Consider the following 25,128-nt stretch of genomic DNA (forward strand, 5'->3'; position numbering starts at 1 on the left):
ATTAAAAATCTAAGTAGGTAGCATTTGCTTAATATTTAGGAAATGTCCAAGCTAATTAGGGCATTTGTCGTATGGACTTTGGGTTTTGATTCAAGCAATTTTGAAATAAAAACTATGGAAAATTTTCAAAAATTACTTTTCGCTTTTTCATTTATTCTATTAATCTCCTCCTGCGGAGAGGATGATGATATGAGCCCAGTTGCAGGAGATTGCCCTGCCGGAAAAATTTGTTTTAAGCTTAATGGTTCTGATACTCAGGTAGACGCAGTATGGTTTGATATCAATGGGCAGCGAACCCGGGTTTATTATGAAAATGGTTCGGGAACTTCCTATGAAAACATCGAGATTGATTTTTATGGAACTGCTCCGGGTTCCTATCCTATAGTCGGGCAAAATTGGTCTTCGGGCGATGCGAGTTTTCAGTATTTCAAGGCAAGTGGTTCAGGGGGAGCAAGTGGAAATTCCGGAACAGTGGAAATCACCGAAGTAGGAAGTACGGTAAGCGGAACATTCAGTGTGTCCGGGACTGATGCTCAAGGTAATTCTGTACAAATCACAGATGGAGTCATCAATCGAGTACCGGCTGATTGATCTTTGATCGTATAATTGCCGTAGGCATGAGTGATTATTTAGCCCGCCATTTTAATGGCTGGAAGGATGGATGAAGGGTAAAGGTTTGTAAAATGCCATAGGCCTGCCTGATCGGACAGACAGGCATGGGCGATTTTCTCAAAGATTTCGAATAAAAATTTAAGAATCAGAATAGAAAGGTCTGCCAGAGATTCAAACCTCTGTAGACCTTTCTCTATAATAATATCAAAATGGATAATAAATTCTAATGCGTTTTCCGGATCAAACCTTACTTGGTTCAGGGTGCTGATAAGGGGCCCGATAAGGTCTGCGGAGTTTTGCTGTAGCTTCAGGATCATCGATTACAGTCATTGATTTGGGGTCGTAGCGAAGTGGTCTGCCTCCAAGCTCCATGGAGATATTTGCTAGAATACAGGAAGCAGTAGAGATATGACCTTCCTCCACATCAGCGATGGGTCGGGTATTGTTGTCGATCGCTTTGAGCCAATCCTTCATGTGCAGACGAGTTGCAGGAGCTGCGTTCAGTTCGATTCGGTCTTCTGTGACGTCCTCAGGATACTCCTCTTTTTCATAGACCACATCATAGTGAATGGGTTCTTCCCCATCTCCATAGGGGAAATAATCTGCCTGCATGGTACTTCCGGCTAGCATCCCGTTTTCACCATAGATTTTAAAAGCCCAAGGGTATTCCGGATCTACCGGGTTGCCCCAGGTACGATGTTGCCAGACTACGTTGAGTTCAGGGAATTCGAAAATGGCTGTTTGGGTGTCTGCGATATTGGATTTTCCATCCTTTTGTACATAAATACCTCCTGTACCTGTGACCTGAGTAGGCCAGCCCAATTTCAGCATCCAACGAACCGTATCAAGCATGTGCACACACATGTCGCCGGTAATTCCATTTCCGTATTCCATAAATGTTCTCCACCAACGTGTATGCGGTAGCCCATCATAAGGGCGAAGCGGTGCTGGACCAGTCCAAAGCTCATAATTGAAAAAGTCCGGAACTTCCTGAACGGGAGGATTCCCATTGGCTCGCATGTGGAAATAGCAGCAAACCTCTGCATGAGAGATTTTCCCAAGCTTTCCGGTATCGATAATTTCTTTTTTGGCAGTGATCAAGTGAGGAGTGGATTTTCGCTGCGTTCCAATTTGTACCACGCGATTGTATTTGCGGGCGGCAGCTAGAATGGCTTCACCTTCGATCACGTCAACCGAGATGGGTTTTTGGAGATAGACATGAGCACCAGCTTTTAGGGAGTCAATCGCCTGCAAGGCATGCCAGTGATCTGGTGAGCCGATCAAAACAAGTTCTGGTTTTTCTTTGGCTAGGAGGTCCTGGTAATTTTCATAGAGTGGAGGAACTTTACCGGACTTTTGTCGCTCTGAAACCAGCTTTCCAGCAGCTTCAAGCATATTCTTATCCGGATCGGCCAAGCCTACCACATCAATGTCTGCTACTTGGATCAATCGGAAAAGGTCGGATTTCCCGTACCAACCTGCTCCGATTAAGGCTGTTCGAATAGGACCATCTGGATTTTTGAAGTCCATACCAAATAGACCAAAACTAGCAAGAGTCATAAATGCAGAAGATCCCTTTAGGAATTCGCGGCGATTAAGTTGATTCATAGGTTACAGGGTTTGAAGAGATTGAAAATCAATTTACAAAAAGCAAGGAATACCACAAATGTGGATTGGAAGAGCGGCAGAAGACTCTATCAAAAGAATACTCTTAGCTTTCGGATGGAAATACTCGGATTGCTTTTTTTTAACCCCGAAAAAGCTTCAACAGGCTTTTACTTTTTCAAAAATTCAGGGATAGCCCAAAAAAGCACTTTTTTTTTAGGCTTCAAATTTCAAACTTGAGGCTCTCGAATTATAATCAATCAAATGGCTTCAGGATTATTTGCACTTTTAGATGATATCGCCACGCTTATGGATGATGTAGCTGTCATGAGCAAGGTAGCAGCAAAGAAAACAGCAGGATTATTAGGGGATGATTTGGCGGTCAATGCGGAAAAGGCATCCGGATTTCTGCCAGATCGGGAATTGCCTGTTTTATGGGCTATTACTAAAGGTTCTTTTTTAAATAAGCTGATTATTCTTCCATTAGCCTTCCTTTTAAGTGCTTTTGTCCCAATGGCAGTGACAATTATTTTGATCATTGGTGGCTTGTACCTGGCTTATGAGGGGGCAGAAAAGATTTATCATTACATCATTCCTCATAAAAAGGAGGTAAAGGATAGGCCAGATCTTGAACTCTCGAAGAAGGAAGTTTTAGCTGTTGAAAAGACCAAAATAAAATCAGCCATCACAACGGACTTTATATTATCTGTAGAAATTGTAATCATCGCATTAGGGGCGGTATCAACAGAAGCTTTGTCTACACAAATAATGGTGGTGTCCATTATAGCTGTTTTGGCTACAGTAGGTGTATATGGAATTGTGGCGCTGATCGTACGAATGGATGAAATGGGCTACAAATTAATAGCCATGAATGAGGAGGATGATAGTTTTTCGGATAAGGTGGGGAAGCTACTTGTGAGAGGCTTGCCATGGGTAGTTCGAGCACTCGGCTTTATTGGTACTATCGCACTTTTATTGGTTTCTGGAGGGATTTTCACACATAACATTGATTTCTTTCATCACCTATTGCCCACTTGGCCGACTTTCCTTCGAGACGGGTTAATTGGTTTGGTGGTAGGTTTTCTAACTTTAGTACCTGTCTCCCTTTTCAAAAAACTATTTAAAAAGAAAGCTGCTTAAACCATTAAATAATCAGAAAAATGAAAGCCCATATCCTGACATTTGCTATCCTCCTTTTGATTTTACAACCACTTGCCGCACAGAATGGCGAGACTTTTCTGCAATTTGAAGGTGGAGAAGGTCAAGGAAAAGGAAAGCACATCGTTTTGGTAGCAGGAGATGATGAGTATCGCTCGGAGGAAAGTATGCCGATGCTGGCGAAAATCCTTTCGGAGCGTTTTGGGTTTAAGACTACCGTTCTTTTTCCGATTCATCCTGAGTCAGGGGACATAGTACCCAATTATCAAAACAATATCCCGGGATTGGAGCATTTGCAGTCTGCTGACCTGATGATCATGTTGATTCGATTTCGGGAGTTGCCGGATACACAAACTCAGTTCATTGAGGACTTTTTGATGGCAGGCAAACCAGTGATCGGACTTCGAACGTCCACACATGCATTTTTTTACCAAAAGAATAAAGAATCCAAGTTTGCGAAGTGGGACTGGATGAGTAAGGCTCCGGGATGGGAGCGGGGTTTTGGTCAGCGGATATTTGGAGAGACTTGGGTCAATCATCACGGCGTCCACGGCAAAGAGGGTACCCGCGGCATGATCGATGGGGTAGATCAAATGAATGAGCATCCTATTTTGCGAGGGGTAAACGATATCTGGGGACCGTCGGATGTATACGGAATCCGTCACCTGCCGGAATCAGCGAATGTATTGGTTCACGGGCAGGGAACGGTCGCATTGGACCCGAATTCTGACTTGATCTGGGAAAAAGCCCTGATGCCTATCGCTTGGACTAAACCCTACCAACTCAAGGGTGGAAAGCAGGGAATGGCTTTTGCCTCGACCATGGGCGCTTCCTTGGATTTTCAGAGTGAAGGATTACGAAGGCTTGTAATCAATGCCGCATTTTGGTTGATCGGAATGGATGAGGATATCGATCCAGAAATGAATGTGGACTTTGTCGGAACTTATGAACCCACCATGTTTGGTTTTGACACCTTTCGAAAAGGAATGCGAGTCTCTGATTTTAGGTGAAATGCTTGAGTTTTTAATTCAAGATTTCCTAAAAACAGTTTCATTTATAGTTTTAAACTACCTGATCTTAATCCTCTTCCATGGGATGTATTTCCAGAAGTTCGTCTGGACTCCAAAACCCTTCCTTGTCTTTGACTTCTTCCCGAACTTGCTTGACAAGCTCAGGAGAAATAGGGCTCGCTTGATTCCCAAATGAGTTTCTTACATAGGTCAAAACGGCTGCAACTTCCGTATCGTTGAGCATGCCTGCGTAGGGAGTCATGGGTACTTGACCCGGGTAGACCCGACCATTCACCTCGATTTCACCGAGAAGTCCGTTTAGGACGATCTTGATCAGTCGCTCCGGGCTTCCCGTCACCCAAGGCGTACCTTTGAGTGGGGGGAATTGAGAAGCTGTCAGACCATTTCCATCGAGCTGATGGCAGGTGGCGCAAAAGCCTTCGCGTGCGTAGATCTCCTTGCCAATGACAAAAAGCTCACGGTCAGATCCTGTCAGATTGGACTTGATATCTTCTTCTTTTTTCTCATCAACAGAAAGACCATTGATATGTGCAATAGCCGTCTCTAAAGTTCTAGGAATCCAAGTATTGTCCTGTGGCTGCTTTTCTACCACACTCAAAATATCCACGCCATCTTCTTGAGGAAGCCAAGATGCTGCAGCAATTACCTCCATGCGAACTCGTCCATGTGGATCTGAAGCAGCACTTTTTAGGAGGTCTATTTGATTGTTCACCTGATGCCCGGTGTATCTAAGGACTCTCACAGCCGCAGCTCTAGCCCGATGATCCTTGGAATCCAAGAGTTCTTGAAGTAGGGTTTGATTGACTCGATTAATTCCCCAAGTCACCCAAAGAGCCTCCAAGCGATGATGTTCGTAGTTGGGGTCTTCTGTATCCAACTGACTAAGCCAATTTTCCACCTCTTGATATACCTGATTGGCATCCCTTCCTCTGAGCTCTCTTCGTGTTCGGTAGCGTGTTCGATATTCAGGTAGCTTGAGATTATCCAAAAGCTCGGGGATACTGGCACCATCGATTTTGGCTGGCTCGACTAAAGGGCGAGATGGATAAGTCACCCGGTAAATTCGGCCATGAACATGATCTCTCAATGGGTCTCGGGCATTATGCTGCATATGTCCGATCAGGATATTATGCCAATCGACGATATAAAGTGAGCCGTCTGGCGCAAATTCCAAATCGACAGGGCGGAAATTACGATCTGTAGAACTCACCAAATCCTGTCGGTATTCGGTATGAAAGCCTACAGAATCTTCGACCATTTTGTGCTGCTTAGTTCCCAAGAAACCTATGGTATTATTCAATAAGACGTCTCCCTGAACTTCCTCCGGAAAATGCCTGCTGGAGACAAATTCCAAACCAGAAGTCGGTCTGACCATCTGCTCTTGTTCGATCAGATTGGGACCCTTGTAATTGGAATTTCCATATCGGGGAAGTACCGAGCCTGGAAGCATCCAATTGAGATTGGGTCCGGAAGTTTCGAGGTAGAAGTTTTGACCCCAATCGTCAAAGGCTATTCCCCAAGGGTTGGGAATTGCCACCTGATTGACTCGCTCCAATTTATGCCGCTTTGGTTCATAGCGGTAGAAACCGCCATTCGTGGCTCGTACTGGTCCATAGGAGGTTTCGACATTGGTATGCAAAAAGACACCCTCTGCCATGTAGATTGCCCCGGATTCATCAGTAGAATAGGCAGAAATCGCATGGTGAGTGTCATGGTCATCAAATCCCGAAAGAAGAATCGTTCTTTTATCAGCTCGGTCATCTCCGTCGGTATCTTCCAGCAAAACTAAGTTTGGTAATTGAGATACATACACCCCTTCCGCTGCCAGTTCGAAACCTACAGGAAGGTGAAGATCATCAGCAAAAACCGTTTGCTTATCGGCTTTTCCATCCTGATCAGTATCCTCCAAGATGATGAGTTTGTCGGAAGGTTTGGGATCGCCCGGCTTATAATGAGGATAGGAAGGCATGGTAGCTACCCAAAGTCTTCCTTTGTTGTCAAAAGAAAGCTGAACGGGATTAGCCAAATCCGGGAATTCTTCCTCCGAGGCGAAAAGTTCGATTTTGTAGCCTTCGGGTACTTTCAATTCTGCAAGAGCAGCATCCCCATATTTGTATTCCAAGCTTCCATTGGCTTTTGGATTGTAGTTGGTCTCTACCTCAGGAAGGTCTCTGGTTTTTACATCTGCTGCAGCCAAATCATAGTTTTCTCCTTTGGCGCTGGCCCAAATGGCAGAGTCTCGATTTGCGGTTAGTTGTCTGATTTTTTCCAATTCGTATGGGTAATTATCAGGACCAAAGGGATCATAGCGACGACCGAATACGTGAACTCCATTTGGAATCTTGTAGTCATTATGCCACATCCAGTTTTTCTCCTGTACAGCTTCATGAATGGATGCAAGTCTCTCCGGATTTTTTTGATCAGTCTGGCCAAAAAGCTGATCAGCCAGAAAGTCAGCGAAGATTTGATAGCCTTCTTCAGTCAGCTGAGAACCATCGAGTGTTAATGGAGAAGAAGCATCAGCGTACCATTTTTTACTAGCTGAAAAAGCATCTACAAACACCAAATCATGCTTTTCTGCAACTTTTTCCATCGCCCGGGCGTATGCCTCTATAATTTCATTTTGAGCAATTCCGTTTGGCACATCCTTCCAATCAGAAATATCCTCCATGGCGATCGGGGAGACTAAGGCTAGTTGAGGGGAATCAGTGCCATTGTATTTTTGAGACTTAGAATGAAGTACCCAGGCTTCGAGTTCGTCTTTGAAGATTGAAAGCTTTTCTAAACCTTGGAAGGACTCGCCGAAACCAAAAAAACCTATTATGATATCGGCTTCCAGTCTAGTCAACCACTGATCGGGCTTTTCGAAAAAGCCCTGTGAGTTGGAGTTGGTGGCATATTCGTCCTGGAATTCTTCTGCTCCCGGAAAGGCCCAAGGATCATTAGTGGCAGATCGTGGTCTGAAGCCCGGTGTGTCTCCTGGGTCGGCCATGTTTCGGATGAAAAGTGTGGAATCAGGATAGCGAGCATGCATGGAGGTTTCAAACCAGCCATACTCCATCATCCGAGAAGCTAAATTCCCCCCGACTATAGCGATTCGGGCGTCTTTGCTTAATTCTAAATGCTTTTGCTCTTGGCATGCAGAGAAAATTGAAACGAGACCTAGAAAAATTAAAAGACGAATTTGATTCATGGTTTTTATGGGTTTTTGAGGCAATATTAGATTTGAAAATATCGCTTTATTTTCAAAAGAGACCAAAAGAAGCAGGATGCATCTTGTAAAAAATATAATTTTCCAGTTTTTTATGTAAACGGTCGGATCTTTTGGCTGAAATCTATTTTGCTTTTTTTAAATTTCTTTTTCAACCTGAAATTTATTTTCATGCAAAGTTCAATAAAAAGCATTTCGAGCCTTTCATTACTCGTTTTAGTCCTCTTGGGTTTTAGCTGTCAGCAGCCCAAGTCAGAGCGTCAACTCACTGGTAATCCTAAAATTGACAAGTTAAAGCTTCCCGAAGGTTTTGCGGTGGAGCATCTGTACAGTCCTGGCGAAAACGATCAGGGGTCATGGGTGGCTATGACTTTTGATGATAAAGGCCGGATGATTACAGCAGACCAATATGGGTTTCTCTATCGTTTGACCATCCCAAAAGTAGGTTCTGACTCTGTCAAGCCTAAGGTGGAGAAAATGCTGGTGGGAAATGTGGAGGAGCCTCAAGTTGGGATGGGCTATGCACAAGGCCTGCTTTTTGCCTTTAATTCCATCTACGTGATGGTCAATCACAATCCCAATGAGACTTTTTCCCGAGGAACAGGGCTTTACCGTATTCAGGACCTGGATGGTGATGATCAGTATGAGAACGTAACCGAGATTCGCACTTTTACAGGAGAGCCAGGTGAGCATGGACCTCACTCCATGAAATTGACCCCGGATGGAAGCCGAATTGTGCTTTCCGCAGGTAATCATGTGGATGTGCCTCAGATGGATCATTATCGACTTCCAAGGGTATGGGATGAAGACAATCTTTTCCCATTGATCAAAGACCCAAGAGGTCATGCGAACAATCGACAGGCTCCCGGCGGCTGGATAGCTACCATTGATCCTGAGGGTAAAGACTGGGAATTAGTGGCAGCTGGCTTCAGAAATGAATTTGACATTGCTTACAATGAAGTGGGCGATTTGTTTACCTATGATTCCGATATGGAGTGGGATTTTGGGATGCCTTGGTATCGGCCTACCCGAATCAATCATGTGACCTCCGGGGCAGAGTTTGGCTGGCGAACAGGAAATGCGAAATGGTCCCCCAATTACCCCGATAACCTCCCAGCTGTTTTGAATATTGGACAAGGCTCTCCTACCAACGTCATGTTTGGAACTGAGGCTGCATTTCCTGCTATGTATCGAAAGGCTTTGTATGCTTTTGATTGGAGTTTTGGGATTATCTATGCGGTTCACCTTACTCCAGAAGGAGCGAGCTACTCTGCCAATGCGGAGGAGTTTATTTCTGGTTCACCACTTCCCCTGACGGATGGAACTATCGGACCTGATGGCGCAATGTATTTTGCTACGGGTGGTAGACGCTTGGAGTCTGACCTTTACCGGGTTTACTACACCGGGAATCCTGATGATGTTTCAGCTTTGACGGTGGAAAAATTACCCACCGAAGCAAAGCTGAGACGGGAATTGGAAAGCTTTCACGAAAGAAATCCAGGCCCAGAAGGTCTGGAATTGGCATGGCAAAACTTAGATCACGAAGATCGTTTTGTTCAGTATGCCGCTCGTGTAGCTTTGGAACATCAGCCTTTGGAATCTTGGAGAGACAAAGTTAGTTCAGAAACAAATCCAGTCAAGAAAACGCAAGCCAGTTTAGCCTTGGCTCGTCAGGGAGCCTCGGGGGATGCAGTTGACTTGCTGAATGGTTTGATGGAAATAAATTATTCAGCACTTTCCGAAAAAGAAAAACAGGATTTGCTTCGAACAGTTGAGGTCATATTGTATCGGTATGATGATGACGTTGCCTCGGTCAAGTCTGATTTGGTCGCCTATCTTTCCCCCAATTTCCCGGCAGATGATAATTTATTAAACCGTTCACTTTCGGTGCTATTGACCCACTTGGATGCTCCAGATGCAGTGGAAAAGACTTTAGCCCTGCTTCAGACAGCCGAGGATGATAAAGATTATCAAAAGACCTTTACTTCTTCTTCTGAGCTGGTTTTCAGAAATCCACAGTATGGTTTGGATATCGCAAATATGCTTGCAAACGTGCCTCCAGCTCAGGCTACTTACTATGCGACTGTTTTGGGAGGTGCCGAAAAAGGATGGACTCCAGCGATGCGTGAAGAATATTTTGCATGGATCAAAAATGCGTTGACGGAATATAAAGGAGGCAGAAGCTATGTGGGATTCTTGGACCGTGCCCGAAAGATGGCCTTAGCATCCGTGGATCCTGCAGATTTTGAAAAGTATGATGAGCTATCTGGTGGGAAGTTGCTTTCTGCCAGTGGGAATGATATTGTCGAACCTGGAATTCAGCCCGAAGGTCCAGGAAGAAGATGGACTGTAGACGAAGCCTTGGCAGTGGTGGATAATTTAGGAGCTCAGGATTATGTCAGAGGAAAGGCCATGTATCAGGCGACTCTTTGTCAATCATGCCATACCATGCAGGGAGAGGGAGGAATTGTCGGACCGGACTTGACTCAATTAGGAACCCGTTTTTCCAAAAAAGACATTTTGGAAGCTACCATCAATCCGAGTGATGTCATTTCGGAGCAATATCATGCGACCGTATTTGAATTGAAAGATGGAGGTTCTGTGGTAGGAAGACTGGTGAATGAAAATGAGGAGGCGTATTTTGTGTCTCAGAATCCATTTGCTCCAGATGATTTACGTGAGGTGCCAAAAAGCACCGTTTCCTTCACCAAAAACTCAGAAGTGTCTATCATGCTTCCGGGATTAATCAATCGGCTCAACGAGGAGGAATTGAAGGATTTGATGGCTTATTTGATGGCAGGAGGAAATGAAAACCACGAGCTATTTCAGGATAAGAGTACTGCGGAAAGATAAAGAACTTGGATTAATTTCGTACGTTCGATAGATATGCAGCCTTATTTTAAGCTATACCTGTAAACTCAGTTCAAATATTTGATCTTTAAAATTAATCGCTATGATAAGTGTCAACCCAAAATATGTTACAGATAAAAAAGGGAAAAAAGTTTCTGTAATTCTCCCTATGAAGGATTTTAAAGCGATTTTGGAAGAGTTGGAGGAATTGGATGATATTAGGCTTTTCGATGAGGCCAAAAAGGAAGATCAGGAATTTTTTGATGCTGAAGAGGTCTTTAAGGAAATCGAAGAAGCCCGAAAAAATGAGCAAGTATAAGGTTCGAATAGCAAAAAGAGCCAAAAAGAAATTAATAAAGATTCCTGACCCCTATTTTTCAAACATTAAAGAAGCCATTTTGGCATTAGCAGATAATCCAAGGCCCAAAGGTTATAAAAAGTTGAAAGGTAGGGAAGGGTATCGAATTAGGGTAGCCAATTACCGTATCCTATACGAAATACAAGACAAGATTCTGTTGGTAGATGTGATTGATTTAGGGCACAGAAAGGAGATATATTAATTATATGTTTAATCGAAAATCCTATTTAAAAAAACACCCCAAAAAGCAAAAAACTTTTTGAGGTGTTTGATTTTCTAATTTTTAATCTTTTTTCAATCCGTCCAACTCATAGGGTAATTTTCATCTACAAAATCCAGCGCATCTGTAGTTATCTGAAGCGGTCGGAAGGTATCCAGCATGACGGCATATTCTTCTGTTTCTTTGGCTCCAATGGATTTCTCAACCGTCCCTGGATGGGGTCCGTGTGGCAGTCCTCCCATATGAATCGTGAAAGATCCTCGATCAATTCCTCTTCGACTCATAAACTCTCCTTCTGCATAGTACAATACTTCGTCAGAATCAATGTTGGAGTGATTGTAAGGTGCTGGAATGGCCAATGGATGATAATCGAATAAGCGTGGTACAAAGGAACAAATCACAAAGCCCCAGGCCTGGAAAGTCTGATGTACGGGTGGTGGCTGATGGATTCGGCCGGTAATCGGCTCAAAATCATAGATTGACAGGGCATAAGGATACAGGTAGCCATCCCATCCCACAATGTCTAGTGGGCTATGTCCATAAGAATATTGGTGCAACATCCCCTGTTTTTTGATTTGAACCAGGTATTCACCTTTTTCTTTTTCAATGTGAAGTTCATGTGGAGGCCGAATGTCCCGCTCGCAATAAGGGGAATGCTCAAGCAATTGACCTACTTCATTTCTATATCGCTTCACTGTCTCGATCGGACCATGTGATTCGATGACTAGTAATCGCAAAGGACCTTCTTCTTCAAATTCAAACCGATAAATCGTTGTTCGTGGGATCACGATGTAATCGCCTTTCTGTACTTCCAATTTTCCAAATTGAGAATAAAGAACACCCTTTCCATCATGGATGTAGATGAGTTCGTCACCATCTGCATTTTTGAAGTAATAGTCCATTTTCCGCTGCTCCGGAGAGCAGATACCCATCATCACATCATTATTCATCATAAGCATGCGACGGGCGGAGAGATAGTCTTTACCGGTGGTGCCTACTCCTGATGTTTTGAGATGAGTTTGTTGGAGGCCGTGATCTTTAGCCACTTCCCATTTGAAAGGTTTTGGCTTACCGATGGTTTTTACCTCGTTTGGATTGTAGATATGGTAGAGATTGGAATAGATTCCTGAGAAACCTTTTGAACTCACAAGCTCTTCCTTGTAAAGGCTTCCGTCTGGCTGTCGAAACTGGGTATGCCGTTTGGGAGGAATCTGACCGAGTCTATGATAATATGCCATGGGTTTTTATTTGGGTTTACGAAGGCAATTTACAATTAGCCTTTGAGAGAAAAAACAGCCTAAATAAAAAGGCTGATTATCAATTTAACCAGCCTCTTCAATATTTGTTAGGGTAGACTTATTTGCTTTCTTCCTCAGTTTCAAAAATCATCTTTCTGAGGTTTTCTATTTTTTCACCGGTTTTTTCCTGTAATAGGCCCAAAAGCTCATCTTCCTGTCCCTCGGTAAACTTTAAATCATCGTCTGTTAATGCGGCGTAAGTTTGCTTGAGTTGTCCCTTCAGTTGATTCCAGTTTCCTTTCAGTTGTAATGACATAAAATGTATATTTTTGGTTAGAATAAAAGATTAACAACAATAAAACCTATCTACCTAAAAAATAGTTCCATGCCTATTAAATTAAAAAATCCTTATCAGGCCTTTTTGTACCTTTCCTTTTTATTTCTTTTTGTCAACATCCCATCTATGAAAGCTCAAAAACTGATATGGTCAGATGAATTTGAAAATCCGGGCTTACCTGATCCGGCCAAATGGACTTATGACGTCGGTGATCATGGCTGGGGAAACAATGAGTTGCAGTTTTATACAGAAAAAGACCTTAAAAATGCCCGGGTAGAAGATGGATATTTGATCATTGAGGCGAGGTCTGATGCGGGTTTTCCAAAAGGCTATTCATCTGCTCGATTACTCACTAGGGGAAAAGCAACCTGGAAATATGGCTACATAGAAGTGCGGGCAAAGCTTCCCAAAGGAGTTGGGACCTGGCCGGCTATCTGGATGCTAGCGGAGGAGAACCGTCATGGTGGTTGGCCTAAAAATGGTGAAATCGATATCATGGAGCATGTGGGATATGATCCCGGAGTGGTTCATGGCACTGTACATACAGAGGCATTTAATCATGTCAAAGGGACCCAGAAGGGAAAGCAGATTCAAGTTCCTGATTTTGATTCTGAATTTCATGTTTACGCCATCAATTGGACTGAAGAAAAAATTGATTTTCTAGTGGATGGTGTTCAGTATTTCACCTTTGAAAATACGGGAAGAAGCTATCAGGAATGGCCTTTTGATCAACCTTTTTACTTGATTCTGAATATTGCTGTCGGAGGAAATTGGGGAGGTCGAGAAGGTGTAGATCCGGATATTTGGCCACAGCAGCTTGTGGTCGATTTTGTCCGGGTCTATGATGAAATGCCGGGAGAGAACCCCTAATTTAATTTTTGGCAAACTGTCCAAGAATGCCTAAACTGAAGAAGAAAATTAGTTAGCCTTACTTACTAAAATACCATGTCCTCAATTCGAAGAAAAAAATTTCAGGCCTTCTTTATCGTCAGCCTTTTGCTTTTGTTGATCTATGCGAAAAATCTTATTGAGCGTCAGAATTTTAAAGAGATCAGTTCCACCTTTACCGAGGTGTATAATGATAGACTGGTGGTAGAAAGCTACATTTTTGATATTTCTGAAGGTCTTTTTCAGATTCAAAAGCTCGTAGATCACTGCGATATTGATTATGATTACTCACGCGTTTTGGATGAAATTGAACAGGAGGAAAATGAAATTTTGGAGATCATAGAAGAGTTTGAAAAGACAAAGCTAACACCGGATGAATCTCAATATTTGACAGATTTCAAAAATATCATTGTGAATGATCTATCAATCAAGAGTTATGATTTACTTTACACTGATTCTAGTGGAGTAAATATCGACCAAGTCAAGCGATATGATGCAAAAATTTCTCAGGCGAGAAAGGACTTGGATGATCTCAGTGCGATCCAATTGGATGAAGGTGAAAGATTGATCAAGAAAGCTAAAAGACTAATCAATCGCTCTCAGATTTGGGCACAATTCGAAGTTGCGCTTTTAATTATCCTGATTTTAGTGATGTTCTGGTTGATTTTCAGAAAATCAAAAGAAACGAAAGGGGTGATTTCCTAAGTAAAAATTTGACTATCAATAAAGAAGCCCGATCGAAAGACCGGGCTTCTTTATGAATTTATACGAGCTCCTGCTCTTGGGCGTATTCCTCAACAGGGATACAGCTACACATCAAGTTTCTGTCACCATAGGCAGAATCAATTCTCCGTACGGTAGGCCAGAATTTATTATCCTTCACATAAGCCAAAGGATAAACAGCCTTTTCTCTGGAGTAAGGTAATTCCCACTCTCCGATCAAGACCATGTTTGCCGTGTGCGGAGCATTTTTCAATACATTATTTTCTTTGTCAGCAGATCCATTTTCGATCTCTCTGATCTCCTCTCGGATTCCGATCAGTGCATCACAGAATCGATCCAATTCAGCCTTGGTCTCAGACTCTGTGGGTTCGATCATCATCGTGCCTGCTACCGGGAAAGATACAGTCGGAGCGTGGAACCCGTAATCCATCAATCGCTTAGCGATATCTTCTACTTCAACCCCGAACTCCTTGAAGCCACGGCAATCAATGATCATCTCATGAGCAGCCCTTCCATTTGCACCGGTGTAAAGAATAGGGTAATGACCATCCAATCTTTCCTTGATATAGTTGGCATTTAGAATGGCCATTTTAGTAGCATTGGTCAGACCGTCTCCGCCCATCATCTCGATGTAAGCGTAGGAGATTGGAAGAATGCTCGCACTACCGTATGGTGCAGCTGAAATGGAAGATACTGCTTGAGTTCCTCCGGTTTTGATGATTGGATTTCCGGGTAGGAAAGGCGCCAAGTGAGCAGCTACGCAAATTGGTCCCATGCCAGGGCCTCCACCACCGTGAGGAATACAGAATGTCTTGTGCAAATTGAGGTGGCAGACATCAGCACCGATTCGTCCCGGGGAGGTCAAACCTACCTGTGCGTTCATATTCGCACCATCCATGTAAACTTGCCCTCCAAATTCGTGGATAGTAGCACAGATTTCCTGAATAGCTTCTTCGAATACCCCGTGCGTAGATGGATAGGTTACCATCAAGGCTGCAAGGTTTTCAGCATTTGCAGCAGCTTTTTCCTTCAAGTCTGCCACATCGATATTTCCTCTTTCGTCACATTTCACCAAGACTACTTTCATTCCGGCCATAACAGCAGAAGCAGGGTTGGTTCCGTGGGCAGAAGTAGGAATCAAAGCGATATTGCGGTGACCTTCGCCACGGCTCATGTGATAGGCTCTGATGACCATCAGGCCAGCATACTCGCCCTGAGCACCTGAGTTGGGCTGAAGAGAAGTGTCTGCAAAACCGGTGATTTCTGTCAACCATGTTCTGAGATTGGAAAACAACTCTTGGTAACCCAAGGTCTGATCCATTGGAGCAAATGGGTGAATCTGCCCAAATTCTGGCCAAGTGACAGGAATCATCTCAGCGGTAGCATTCAACTTCATGGTACAAGATCCCAAGGAAATCATGGAGTGTACCAAGGAAAGGTCTTTTGCTTCCAATCGCTTGATGTAGCGAAGCATTTCATGCTCGGAGTGGAAGTTGTTGAACACAGGGTGGGTGAGGTACTCAGACTTTCTGGCTAGGGCTTCTGGCAATTCCAAGTTCAAGTCAGCTACCAATTCGTCCAAGTTCAATGTATGCTTTCCTTCTTCTGTAGCGAAGATGGATACGATAGCTTCTACATCAGCAAGCGACTTAGTCTCATCAAAGGAGATGAAGATAGAGTCCTCTTCGTAGCGGAAGTTCATTTCAGCTCCTAAAGCCAATCCTCTTACACGCTCGCGAGATACCTCATTCATTTTTACCTGAATGGTATCGAAGAAGGTTTGATCAGAAACTTCGAGGCCTACCATCTTCAGTGCTTGGGCTGTCAATTTGGCTAGGCCATGCGTACGAAGCGCAATATTTTTCAATCCTTGCGGACCGTGATAGACTGCATAGAAAGAGGACATCACGGCAAGCAATACCTGTGCGGTACAGATATTGGATGTGGCTTTTTCACGCTTGATGTGTTGCTCGCGCGTCTGAAGCGCCATACGATAAGCCTTGTTTCCGGCACGGTCTAGAGATACACCGATGATTCGGCCTGGGATTTGTCTTTTGAAGTCTTCCTTGGTTGCAAAAAATCCTGCGTGAGGTCCACCATATCCCATTGGTACACCAAATCGCTGTGCAGACCCTACTACCACATCGGCTCCCATTTCTCCCGGAGGGGTTAACAATGTGAGCGCCAAAAGGTCTGTGGCAAAGGCAGTCAATACATTGTTTTCTTTTGCGGCAGCTACGATAGCAGAATAATCCCTCACAGCACCTTCCGCATCAGGGTATTGGAACATGACGCCATAAAGCTCAGGGTCTGTCACGTCCAAATCTTGAATAGATCCAAATACCAATTCGATTCCAACCGGTTCAGCTCTAGTTTCAAGAAGCGCTCTGGTCTGAGGAAAGATTTTCTCGTCTACAAAGAATTTGTTTGCGGTTTTCTTCGCTCTTGGTTTTACGGAGTGAAGCATGGTCATGGCCTCGGCAGCTGCAGTGCCTTCATCCAATAGAGAGGCATTGGCCAGCTCCATGCCGGTCAGTTCCATGACCACCGTTTGGAAATTGATCAAAGCTTCCAGTCTACCTTGGGCAATTTCTGCCTGATACGGAGTGTAGGCAGTATACCACCCTGGGTTTTCCAGCACATTTCTCAAAATCACCCCAGGAACGATGGTATCATAATAACCCATCCCGATGAAGGATTTGAATACCTTATTTTTGGAAGCGAGTTTTTTGAAATCTCTCAGAAATTCAGATTCCAGTTTCGCTTTGGGCAAATCCAAAGGTCTTTCGTTTTGAATTGCTTTTGGGACGGTTTGATTGATAAGTTCCTCAAGGGATGTGGCACCGATCTTCTCCAACATTTCTGCGATTTCCGCCTCTGTCGGGCCATTGTGTCTGCTCTCAAACTTGACAGCATTCGAAAGGTTAATCTTCATACTTTTTTAATGGAAGCTGTGATGAATAGTAGGGTCTGAAATATTTTCAATTTCTGGCGGCAAAGGTACAATTAATCAAGGGATAATCTTTGCTTAACAGACAGAAATTCACCTCCTCAACACCCCTTTCGTGTAAACGGTTTACCGATAGGATAAAAAAATGTCTAGCTTAGCGATCAAAATAAAATTTAAACAAATGAATAAACGATTTCTACTGACTTCTGCATTGGCTTTGGGGATATCCTGGGGCTCTTTTGCGCAGAATCCCGTGCAGGTAAAATATGCCAACACGATTACTGAGGCTGATTTGGAAGAGTACCTTACTTTCTTGGCTTCTGATGAAATGAGAGGCAGGGATACGGGTTCACCTGAAGGGCTGATTGCTGCCAATTATCTGGCTGATTTTTACAAAGAACTAGGACTGACTGGTCCCGTGGACGGAGGCTATTTTCAGCAAGTTCCTTTGGTGAGCGCTAAGTTTGAAAAGGTCAGTTTGAAAGTTGGAAAAGCCAATTTGGTTGAGAACGAGGATTTTGTGTTTATCGGTGACGGTGACATGAAGAAGGCTTCTAAAACGGATTTGGTTTTCTTGGGCCTTGCCAATGATGAAAACATTGCCAAAGTAGATGTAAGCGAAAAACTAGTCGGAATCTGGGCCGTAGGTGAGCGAAGCAATGGCTTGGTGGCTAAGGTCATGGATGCCGGAGCTGCCGGGGTGGTGATTGTGAGCATGGAGGGTCAGGCCAACTTTGATCGGATTGCCAACCGATACAAGACACTATCCGGAAGAGGAAGAATCGGATTTGAGCGTGAAATCGAACAGCGGCCAATCTTCTTGGTGAGTTCTGATAAAATGGGGGAACTTTTCGAAACTCCGGTGGAGGAGCTCAAGGAAGCTGCAAAGTCCAATCCTGAGTCCATCAAATCCCAAAAAGCGTCTTACCAAGTGCAAAAAAGTGTGACCCCGGTGGAGGCATACAATGTCTTAGGCTTCTTGGAAGGAACTGATAAAAAAGAAGAGGTATTAGTAATTTCTTCCCACTACGATCACGTAGGTGTGAGCTCTACGGGAGAGGTATTCAATGGAGCAGATGATGACGGTTCGGGTACAGTATCTGTCATGGAGATTGCCGAAGCATTTGCCACTGCAGCCAAAGACGGAATCCGGCCAAGAAGATCCATTCTGTTTTTGAATGTGACTGGTGAGGAAAAAGGATTGCTTGGATCCGAGTATTATTCCGAAAATCCAATTTTCCCGATCGCTAATACCGTGAATAACATCAACATTGACATGGTAGGTCGTATTGACTACGAATATCAGGATGCGGAAAACAAGGACTATGTCTATGTGATCGGATCGGAAATGCTTTCTACTGATTTGAAGAAAATCAACGAGTACAATAACATTACCTATACCGACTTGATCTTGGACTACCGATATGATGCGGAGGATGATCCTAATAGATTTTATTACCGATCAGATCATTACAACTTTGCGAAGTTTGATATTCCAGTCATCTTCTTCTTCAATGGAGTACATGATGATTACCATCAAGTGACGGATACTGTGGATAAAATCGAATTCCCACTAATGACCAAGCGGGCGCATTTGATTTTCCATACAGCTTGGGATCTTGCCAACAGAGAGAAGCGAACTCGAGTAGATGGCACGAACACTCGCGGAGAGCGATAAAATTGGAAAAGGATCTCAGCTGAGATCCTTTTTTATTTTCCCACTATTATGGAATTGTAATTTTTTTCCTGGAACAGTAATTCTTGTTCTTGCAATAACTTAAACAATTCAATCTTGGCCGAAACATCATTTGAGCATAAGCTTGAAATCAATGCTTCCCATATCCCGCGCTTTCGGGATTCCGAAAAATCATACCCATCTCTTAGATAATGTACAGAAGCATTGGGATAAAACTCTCCAATAACATCAAAAGACTTAGGGTCTAAAAGCAAATTGTAAACGCCCCCTACCAAAATTATTTTGGAAGAAAATAATTTCCCACGATCAAAATTGGTCCCGTTGAAGTATTCCAAAGACATGGTATTCGATCGTAAGTTTAAAGAGAGCAAGCCTAAAAAATGGCCAAAGGGCCCTAAATCATAGATTCCAATATCCAAATAATGCTCAAATGCCCTTGCTTCTAATCCGAGACTTATTTCCTCTTGACTCTCTAAATAAGAAGTATCTACGAATTTTTGAATATTCAATTCTATTAAGCTATCTCGAATGGGCTTATCCATGAAAAAATAGGGTTCGGAAGATTGTGCTGAGAATCTTACAATTTGATCTGTTGAGTATTCTTCGATTTTTGAATCAAATCCTTCCAAAAGATCCCAAAAGCTTAGGTTTTTTGGAATATCTAGAAGTAGTGGATTTAAACTAAGCACCTTTTCAACTCTATCAGGAAATTCATGAAGATAGTAGTGAATAAGGCCTGCACCACTTCCAAATCCTATTAAAATCACTGGATCATCCCCTAAAATTTCTTTTCGGACCAGTTCTATATCTTTGATTATTTGATCTCGACTTAACCAGTGATATTTTTTATCAGATCTTATTTCGGTGTTTTCTTGAATAAATTGGTTCAAATAAGGGGAAGAATATCTTCCTTGGATTTTGATAAGATTGAACTCAGTCAATTCCAAATCAAGCAAATCTTCTAATCCTAAATATTCATCAAATGGATCAGCATGAGTAATAATAGTTTTCTTTTTAGGGTCAAAAGGTTGTTGAATAGAGTATTCAATTTTGATTTTTTTGGAATAGGGGTCTTCATGATCTAAGGGAACTTCTATCCAATCTGAATGACCAAAAAATAAAAGGAATATAAAACCAAAAAGACTCATGATTAATTGACTTCAATTTTAAATACATCAAACATCAAAAAATCCTCATTTAACAAAGTATCTCCCGGGTGAGCTTTATTGAGATAAAGTCCATTTTCATTGACAAACCAATTATTAATTTGATAAGTACGATCAGGAAGAGGGAAAGTCTGAATTAGCTCCAAATCCTTATTAAAGACCCTCAGAACCTGGCTTTTATCCAGATAAGTTTTGTAAGAATTAGCATCTGGGCTATCCCAAACAATACTGTAAATCACGTTTCTCCAAGGATCAGGAATTGGTGATAAAAAATGTGGGTTTTCAATGGCATGCTGATCATAGGCTTGAGGATCGTTGGTTCGAGGAATAGTTGGTACTACCTCTAATCCAGACTTTGAGGTTTTACTCAGTTTTTTATTCTCCAGATGGAAGGCGTTAATTGAAGACTCATACTGATAATTGAAAATCAATTGACTGTCAAGCTTCCCGTAAAAGCCCAAATATGTCATAAATCCTACCTGGCCCGAAACAGATTTAAAATATTCTGAATGATAAACAGGCAATATCTCTACCTCAGTAGTTTCCAAATTCAAGGAGGTCATAATTGGTAAATCACCTAAATCATTGGGGTCAACTCCCATTTGATTCATAAAAAAATACACAGAATGGCGTTCTGAATCATAGTATAATTTGAAATAAAAATTACACTGTGGAATCCCAAAGTTCAATTCGCCATAAATCTGAAATAGGTCCCAAGATTGATTTTTACTCAAATCGCCATTTAAAAGATGAAGTTTACCTAATTCATAGACGAAAATGGAATCTGATGAATGAGCGTAGAGGGACTCAATTTTACCAATCCCGTCTGGGCCCTCAAACTCTAATTTTTTTGATACTATAACTTCACCTTGATCCAGATTAAAAAAATCTAAGCTAGGCCGCTTATCATTATAGGAAACAAGAAAATTGTCTCCTTTCAGAGAATAATTTGATTGTATTTGATAAGAGTTTAATTGTTCTGGAGAAATAGGGATTTCAATAGTTTCAATCTTGTATTTGAAAAGGAGTTCCTCCTGCGGTGAGTTCTGACATGAAAAAAAGCATATGGCTGCCGTAATGATAACTAGAAACCTATTCATTCAGCTAAAATCCAAAAAAGTTGATCAATTTTAAAAGAAATTAGTCTCTTTTAACAATACCTGTTTAATTCCTCCTATTCTTCGTCTTCAACTGATTCCGGTTCTTTTTCTTTCCGGATTTCTTTGCTTTCACTTTTTCCCCTTTTCCGATATTTCGTTTTGGTTTGGCTTTCTTTTCATGAAAAGCCCCTTTGTAATCAGGGTTTTCCTTTTGCTTGAGCTTATCCAATTCACGGGCATAAATCTGCTGCTCTGCAAAAGGCGTTTCGGTGATTTTCACAGATTTTGGAATGGCGACCTCAGGAACCTCCATCCGGATCAGCTCCTCGATTTTCTCAAAGTGCCAGACTTCTGCCGGATTGATAAAGGTGATCGCTTTTCCTTCATTTTCTGCTCTTCCGGTTCGACCGATTCGATGCACGTAATCCTCATAGATCAAGGGCACATCAAAATTGATCACATGGGAAACCATCGTCACATCCAAGCCTCTGGAGGCCACATCTGTCGCTACTAAAAGTCGCACTTCTCCGGCTTTGAAATCCTCCATGGAGTTGATTCGGGTATTTTGCCCTTTATTAGCATGGATGACGCGTACTTCGCCTACCTTTTTTCGCATCAGAAAGCTGGATACTTCCTCGGCATTTTTCCGACTTCGGGTAAAAATGATGGCTCGGCTGATTTCCTCGTTTTCGAGCAAGTGTTCCAGCAGGTTGATTTTCGTTCGCATATTTGGCACGAAATACTTGACCTGGGCGATGGTCTCCGCCGTGGTGGCAGATGGCGTGATTTCGACGCGCTCCGGGAATTCAAGAAATTCGGCAGAAAGTCGCTCGACCTTATCGGAGAAGGTCGCTGAGAAAAGTAGATTTTGACGCTTCACTGGAATAATTTCCAAAATGGCCCGAATCTGCGGTAGGAATCCCATATCCAGCATTTTATCCGCCTCATCCAAGACCATTGTTTTCAGTTCCCGGGTCAGAATGACACCTTTCTTATATAAGTCCATAAATCGTCCCGGAGTAGAAATAATCAGGTCAACTCCAGCTTCAATCTGTTCTATTTGGGTTTTTGGTCCCAATCCTCCATAAAGGCACACTACGCGTAGATCGGTATATTTTCCTAAATCTTTGCAGACGGCTTCGATTTGCATGACGAGCTCCCGAGTAGGGGCCAGGACCATCGCCCGAGGATGCATCCCTTGGGCATATTTGATTTTCATCAGGATGGGAAGCACATAGGCAGCGGTTTTTCCGGTACCTGTCTGCGCAATTCCCAATACATCATGACCTGCCAAGCCAAGCGGAATAGCCTTCTCCTGAATAGCGGTAGGAGTGCTGTAGCCTGCCTCTGCGATGGCATTAAGTAGCTGCTTATTCAGTTTAAATGCCTCAAAGTTGATTGCCTGCTCGGCCATGATGGATGAATTTGGAAGGAGAAAAGATTGAATATTGTGCAAATATAGCGATTACCAGTTGGAACTTTTCGGGTCTATTCCTTCAGAGTATCAATGGACTTGAAATGTGGATAAAGGATGTCCATGATTTTTTCCTCAATTTCTAAAAATAATTTCGGGATGATTCTTGCGCAAAAAGGGACTTCTGTCTACCTTTGCCATCCGATTGAGAAAAAGTTCTCGAAGATTATCAAATGGTGATTGTAGCTCAGCTGGTTAGAGCGCTGGTTTGTGGCACCAGAGGTCGCCGGTTCGAACCCGGTCTTTCACCCCTAAAACCCCTCAAAATGAGGGGTTTTCCTTTTAATCCTCAGTACTTTGGCACAGGATTTGGTGCAAATCGACAAACTAAACCAACTTCAGATGTTTACATTGTTTAAAAACTCACCGAAATTCCCGGTGGTGAAACCGGTGAATATCTCGCTTGTCCGTAATTACATGGTCAAGTTTGAGGAGTCCCTCAAAAATTTTGAGGAAATTCAAAAAGAAGCTGTACGCTCCTAAAAAAGATTCGATTATCAGAAGGTTATGGCAACATAACCTTTATTTTTTTGCATTTGATTTTTCTTTCCGTTTCTATATTCTATTTTAACGGAAGCAACTTTTCAACCCATGAGTTATATCCATTTTGACAAGACCCAACTAGTCAACCTAAATTATTCCCTTGACCGGGAAATCATACGTACCAATCGTTCGGGAACCTATACAAGTACTACCATAATTGGCTGTAATACAAGGAAATACCATGGGCTTTTGGTGGCTCCTCAGCCAAAGATTGATTCTCAAAACCATGTTTTTCTTTCCACGGTCCATGAAACCGTTATTCAGCATGGCGCTAGTTTCAACTTGGGAATCAGTAAGTTTCCTGGCAACTATCACCCACGGGGGCATAAGTACTTGAAAGATTTTGACTCTGAACCCATACCGAAACTGACTTATCGTGTCGGTGGGGTTTTGCTCCAAAAGGAATTGATTCTCGATACCAATCGGGATCGGGTAATGATTCGATACACCTTGCTTGAAGCCCATTCTCCTACCAAAATTCGAATTCAGCCCTTTTTGGCCTTCCGAGGCTATCATACCCTTTGTAAGGAAAACAATGACATCAATAAGGATTTTGAAAAAGTGCCCAATGGGGTGAAGTTTCAACTTTACCCTGTATATGATCCCTTGTATCTACAGCTTTCCAAGAAGAACACCTTTGAGTCTGACCCGAAATGGTACAATAACGTAGAGTACATCATCGAAAGGGAGCGAGGCTACGATTATCAAGAGGATTTGTATGTGCCTGGTTACTTTGAATTCGATATCAAAAAGGGAGAATCCGTGATTTTTGCGGCAGGTCTGACAGAGGCGGATCCGGCTACCCGACAGCGGGCTTTCGAAAAGGAAGTAGCTCGTAGAATTCCTCGAAATAATTTTGAAAACTGCCTGATTAACTCGGCTACTCAATTTATCCGAAAGCGAGAAGGGGATACCCGAATTATCGCAGGATATCCATGGTTTGGCTGGTGGGGTCGGGATACTTTTGTGGCCGCACCCGGATTGACTTTGGCAAGAGGCGATAAGGAAACTTTCCTGGAAATCATGGATACGATGTCCCGTGATCTGAAGGGACCGCTTTTTCCCAATGTTGGCAGCGGTGATTTCACCAATATGAATTCCATCGACGCGCCACTTTGGTTCTCTTGGTCGCTTCAGCAATACATTTTCTTTACAGGAGATAAAAAGACCATCCAAAAAAGGTATTTGGATAAGCTAAAAGGCATAATCGATGGATATCGGGAAGGAACCGACTTCAATATTCATGTCATGGATAATGGCTTGGTTTACGGAGGCTATGACGGGGTCGCATTGACTTGGATGGATGCAGTCACAGTGGATGGGCCGGTAACCCCTCGAACCGGTTCGCCTGTGGAAATTCAGGCCCTTTGGTACAATGCACTCAAGTTCTATGAGGAGCTTTCCGGAGATCAGGAATATGGCAAGCTGGCAGAAAAAGCCAAGGAATCTTTCCTGAGTGAGTTTTGGGATGAAGAAAATGGCTATCTGGCCGATGTTGTTCATGATGGAGAAAAAGATTGGGCTATTCGTCCTAATATGGTTTTTGCGACTTCCTTGCCTTACTCCATGCTCGATGAAAATCAAAAAGCCAGTATTCTAGATCTGGTCAGGTCCAAACTGCTGACTACCCGTGGACTTCGAACATTGGCGCCTGATGATCCCGCTTATAAAGGTTACTATTTCGGTGATCCAATCAGTCGGGACAATGCTTATCACAATGGCACCGTTTGGGTGTGGCCTTTGGGGCATTTTGTCGATGCTTATCTCAAGCTACACGGAAAGTCTGCGGAGAATTTCATTAAGAAAATCATTCAGGGTTTTGATGGGGTGATGACCCAATATGGTGTAGGAACTGTAGCAGAAATATTTGACGGAGATGCCCCGCATCGACCGAAAGGAGCAATTTCTCAAGCTTGGAGCGTGGGAGAGCTGCTTCGTATGATGGATTTAATTAAACGCTTATAATTA

19 protein-coding genes and 1 tRNA gene are annotated in these 25,128 nt (G+C 42.9%); 12 read left to right on the forward strand and 8 right to left on the reverse strand.

Annotated features, from left to right (window positions below; all coding sequences use genetic code 11):
- The first annotated feature begins 42 nt into the window (after nt 1-42).
- Entirely contained in the window at nt 43-591 is a 549-nt protein-coding gene (locus tag G457_RS0104605; protein ID WP_026945416.1) for a DUF6252 family protein, read from the forward strand.
- 261 nt (nt 592-852) lie between these two features.
- Here G457_RS0104605 and G457_RS0104610 read toward each other — a convergent pair whose 3' ends face one another.
- Nucleotides 853-2,220 (reverse strand): Gfo/Idh/MocA family protein, encoded by a 1,368-nt coding sequence (locus G457_RS0104610; RefSeq protein WP_026945417.1) that lies wholly within the window; start codon nt 2,218-2,220, stop codon nt 853-855.
- 261 nt (nt 2,221-2,481) lie between these two features.
- Between G457_RS0104610 and G457_RS0104620 the strand changes: the two genes are divergently transcribed.
- Complete coding sequence (locus G457_RS0104620) at nt 2,482-3,357, forward strand: DUF808 domain-containing protein (RefSeq protein ID WP_026945419.1); 876 nt, start codon at nt 2,482-2,484, stop codon at nt 3,355-3,357.
- Nucleotides 3,358-3,377: 20 nt separating this feature from the next.
- Nucleotides 3,378-4,385: a ThuA domain-containing protein gene (locus G457_RS0104625; RefSeq protein ID WP_026945420.1), complete on the forward strand. Its 1,008-nt coding sequence runs from the start codon at nt 3,378-3,380 to the stop codon at nt 4,383-4,385.
- A gap of 67 nt (nt 4,386-4,452) precedes the next feature.
- On the opposite strand, the gene G457_RS0104630 is transcribed toward G457_RS0104625, so the two are convergent.
- The gene (locus G457_RS0104630; RefSeq protein ID WP_051260705.1) at nt 4,453-7,599 is read right to left on the reverse strand and encodes a PVC-type heme-binding CxxCH protein; all 3,147 of its coding nucleotides are present in this window, start codon (nt 7,597-7,599) and stop codon (nt 4,453-4,455) included.
- A 189-nt stretch (nt 7,600-7,788) separates the two neighbouring features.
- Between G457_RS0104630 and G457_RS0104635 the strand changes: the two genes are divergently transcribed.
- The 3 genes from G457_RS0104635 to G457_RS0104645 all read left to right on the forward strand — a co-directional run bounded on the left by G457_RS0104635 (nt 7,789) and on the right by G457_RS0104645 (nt 11,027).
- A complete protein-coding gene (locus G457_RS0104635) occupies nt 7,789-10,470 on the forward strand; it encodes a c-type cytochrome (protein ID WP_026945422.1) in 2,682 nt (893 codons plus the stop codon).
- Between the two features lie 100 nt (nt 10,471-10,570).
- Nucleotides 10,571-10,786 carry a hypothetical protein gene (locus G457_RS0104640; RefSeq protein ID WP_026945423.1) on the forward strand — a complete coding sequence of 72 codons (216 nt, stop codon included), beginning with the start codon at nt 10,571-10,573 and terminating at the stop codon, nt 10,784-10,786.
- Nucleotides 10,773-11,027, forward strand: a complete 255-nt coding sequence (locus G457_RS0104645) for a type II toxin-antitoxin system RelE family toxin (protein WP_026945424.1) — start codon at nt 10,773-10,775, stop codon at nt 11,025-11,027. Before G457_RS0104640 ends, G457_RS0104645 begins: the two co-directional genes overlap by 14 nt.
- Before the next feature lie 92 nt (nt 11,028-11,119).
- Here the strand turns inward: G457_RS0104645 and G457_RS0104650 are convergent, their stop codons facing one another.
- On the reverse strand, nt 11,120-12,283 hold the full coding sequence (locus G457_RS0104650; RefSeq protein WP_026945425.1) for a homogentisate 1,2-dioxygenase: 1,164 nt from the start codon (nt 12,281-12,283) through the stop codon (nt 11,120-11,122).
- Nucleotides 12,284-12,401: 118 nt separating this feature from the next.
- Complete coding sequence (locus G457_RS0104655) at nt 12,402-12,599, reverse strand: CsbD family protein (RefSeq protein WP_026945426.1); 198 nt, start codon at nt 12,597-12,599, stop codon at nt 12,402-12,404.
- A 69-nt stretch (nt 12,600-12,668) separates the two neighbouring features.
- Here G457_RS0104655 and G457_RS0104660 point away from each other — a divergent pair, with 69 nt between their 5' ends.
- Both G457_RS0104660 and G457_RS21045 read left to right on the forward strand, forming a co-directional pair.
- Nucleotides 12,669-13,490: a glycoside hydrolase family 16 protein gene (locus tag G457_RS0104660; protein WP_051260706.1), complete on the forward strand. Its 822-nt coding sequence runs from the start codon at nt 12,669-12,671 to the stop codon at nt 13,488-13,490.
- A gap of 75 nt (nt 13,491-13,565) precedes the next feature.
- A complete protein-coding gene (locus G457_RS21045) occupies nt 13,566-14,213 on the forward strand; it encodes an MCP four helix bundle domain-containing protein (RefSeq protein ID WP_035483136.1) in 648 nt (215 codons plus the stop codon).
- A 58-nt stretch (nt 14,214-14,271) separates the two neighbouring features.
- Here G457_RS21045 and gcvP read toward each other — a convergent pair whose 3' ends face one another.
- Entirely contained in the window at nt 14,272-17,166 is a 2,895-nt protein-coding gene (gcvP, locus tag G457_RS0104670; protein WP_026945428.1) for an aminomethyl-transferring glycine dehydrogenase, read from the reverse strand.
- 196 nt (nt 17,167-17,362) lie between these two features.
- Between gcvP and G457_RS0104675 the strand changes: the two genes are divergently transcribed.
- Nucleotides 17,363-18,859, forward strand: coding sequence for a M28 family peptidase (locus tag G457_RS0104675; protein ID WP_026945429.1), 1,497 nt, complete (start codon nt 17,363-17,365; stop codon nt 18,857-18,859).
- A 32-nt stretch (nt 18,860-18,891) separates the two neighbouring features.
- Here G457_RS0104675 and G457_RS0104680 read toward each other — a convergent pair whose 3' ends face one another.
- The 3 genes from G457_RS0104680 to G457_RS0104690 form a co-directional block, all read right to left on the reverse strand.
- Complete coding sequence (locus G457_RS0104680; RefSeq protein WP_026945430.1) at nt 18,892-20,025, reverse strand: alpha/beta fold hydrolase; 1,134 nt, start codon at nt 20,023-20,025, stop codon at nt 18,892-18,894.
- 2 nt (nt 20,026-20,027) lie between these two features.
- Entirely contained in the window at nt 20,028-21,143 is a 1,116-nt protein-coding gene (locus G457_RS0104685) for a DUF4221 family protein (protein WP_026945431.1), read from the reverse strand.
- Nucleotides 21,144-21,207: 64 nt separating this feature from the next.
- A complete protein-coding gene (locus tag G457_RS0104690; RefSeq protein WP_026945432.1) occupies nt 21,208-22,557 on the reverse strand; it encodes a DEAD/DEAH box helicase in 1,350 nt (449 codons plus the stop codon).
- Between the two features lie 235 nt (nt 22,558-22,792).
- Between G457_RS0104690 and G457_RS0104700 the strand changes: the two genes are divergently transcribed.
- The 3 genes from G457_RS0104700 to G457_RS0104710 all read left to right on the forward strand — a co-directional run bounded on the left by G457_RS0104700 (nt 22,793) and on the right by G457_RS0104710 (nt 25,125).
- Nucleotides 22,793-22,868 (forward strand) — tRNA-His (locus G457_RS0104700).
- A 91-nt stretch (nt 22,869-22,959) separates the two neighbouring features.
- The gene (locus tag G457_RS22955) at nt 22,960-23,100 is read left to right on the forward strand and encodes a hypothetical protein (protein WP_165967536.1); all 141 of its coding nucleotides are present in this window, start codon (nt 22,960-22,962) and stop codon (nt 23,098-23,100) included.
- Nucleotides 23,101-23,208: 108 nt separating this feature from the next.
- Nucleotides 23,209-25,125: an amylo-alpha-1,6-glucosidase gene (locus tag G457_RS0104710; protein WP_026945433.1), complete on the forward strand. Its 1,917-nt coding sequence runs from the start codon at nt 23,209-23,211 to the stop codon at nt 25,123-25,125.
- Nucleotides 25,126-25,128: the final 3 nt, after the last annotated feature.

The sequence above is a fragment of the Algoriphagus marincola DSM 16067 genome (assembly GCF_000429405.1).
Classification (GTDB): domain Bacteria; phylum Bacteroidota; class Bacteroidia; order Cytophagales; family Cyclobacteriaceae; genus Algoriphagus; species Algoriphagus marincola.

Bases quoted from the DNA above. Each gene is read 5' to 3' on its own strand.
- G457_RS22955 (WP_165967536.1), top strand. From the start codon at position 22,960: ATGTTTACATTGTTTAAAAACTCACCGAAATTCCCGGTGGTGAAACCG.
- G457_RS0104640 (WP_026945423.1), top strand. From the start codon at position 10,571: ATGATAAGTGTCAACCCAAAATATGTTACAGATAAAAAAGGGAAAAAA.
- G457_RS0104625 (WP_026945420.1), top strand. From the start codon at position 3,378: ATGAAAGCCCATATCCTGACATTTGCTATCCTCCTTTTGATTTTACAA.
- G457_RS0104655 (WP_026945426.1), bottom strand. From the start codon at position 12,599: ATGTCATTACAACTGAAAGGAAACTGGAATCAACTGAAGGGACAACTC.
- gcvP (WP_026945428.1), bottom strand. From the start codon at position 17,166: ATGAAGATTAACCTTTCGAATGCTGTCAAGTTTGAGAGCAGACACAAT.
- G457_RS0104710 (WP_026945433.1), top strand. From the start codon at position 23,209: ATGAGTTATATCCATTTTGACAAGACCCAACTAGTCAACCTAAATTAT.
- G457_RS0104610 (WP_026945417.1), bottom strand. From the start codon at position 2,220: ATGAATCAACTTAATCGCCGCGAATTCCTAAAGGGATCTTCTGCATTT.
- G457_RS21045 (WP_035483136.1), top strand. From the start codon at position 13,566: ATGTCCTCAATTCGAAGAAAAAAATTTCAGGCCTTCTTTATCGTCAGC.
- G457_RS0104635 (WP_026945422.1), top strand. From the start codon at position 7,789: ATGCAAAGTTCAATAAAAAGCATTTCGAGCCTTTCATTACTCGTTTTA.
- G457_RS0104685 (WP_026945431.1), bottom strand. From the start codon at position 21,143: ATGAATAGGTTTCTAGTTATCATTACGGCAGCCATATGCTTTTTTTCA.
- G457_RS0104690 (WP_026945432.1), bottom strand. From the start codon at position 22,557: ATGGCCGAGCAGGCAATCAACTTTGAGGCATTTAAACTGAATAAGCAG.
- G457_RS0104660 (WP_051260706.1), top strand. From the start codon at position 12,669: ATGCCTATTAAATTAAAAAATCCTTATCAGGCCTTTTTGTACCTTTCC.
- G457_RS0104620 (WP_026945419.1), top strand. From the start codon at position 2,482: ATGGCTTCAGGATTATTTGCACTTTTAGATGATATCGCCACGCTTATG.
- G457_RS0104650 (WP_026945425.1), bottom strand. From the start codon at position 12,283: ATGGCATATTATCATAGACTCGGTCAGATTCCTCCCAAACGGCATACC.
- G457_RS0104675 (WP_026945429.1), top strand. From the start codon at position 17,363: ATGAATAAACGATTTCTACTGACTTCTGCATTGGCTTTGGGGATATCC.
- G457_RS0104680 (WP_026945430.1), bottom strand. From the start codon at position 20,025: ATGAGTCTTTTTGGTTTTATATTCCTTTTATTTTTTGGTCATTCAGAT.
- G457_RS0104630 (WP_051260705.1), bottom strand. From the start codon at position 7,599: ATGAATCAAATTCGTCTTTTAATTTTTCTAGGTCTCGTTTCAATTTTC.
- G457_RS0104645 (WP_026945424.1), top strand. From the start codon at position 10,773: ATGAGCAAGTATAAGGTTCGAATAGCAAAAAGAGCCAAAAAGAAATTA.
- G457_RS0104605 (WP_026945416.1), top strand. From the start codon at position 43: ATGTCCAAGCTAATTAGGGCATTTGTCGTATGGACTTTGGGTTTTGAT.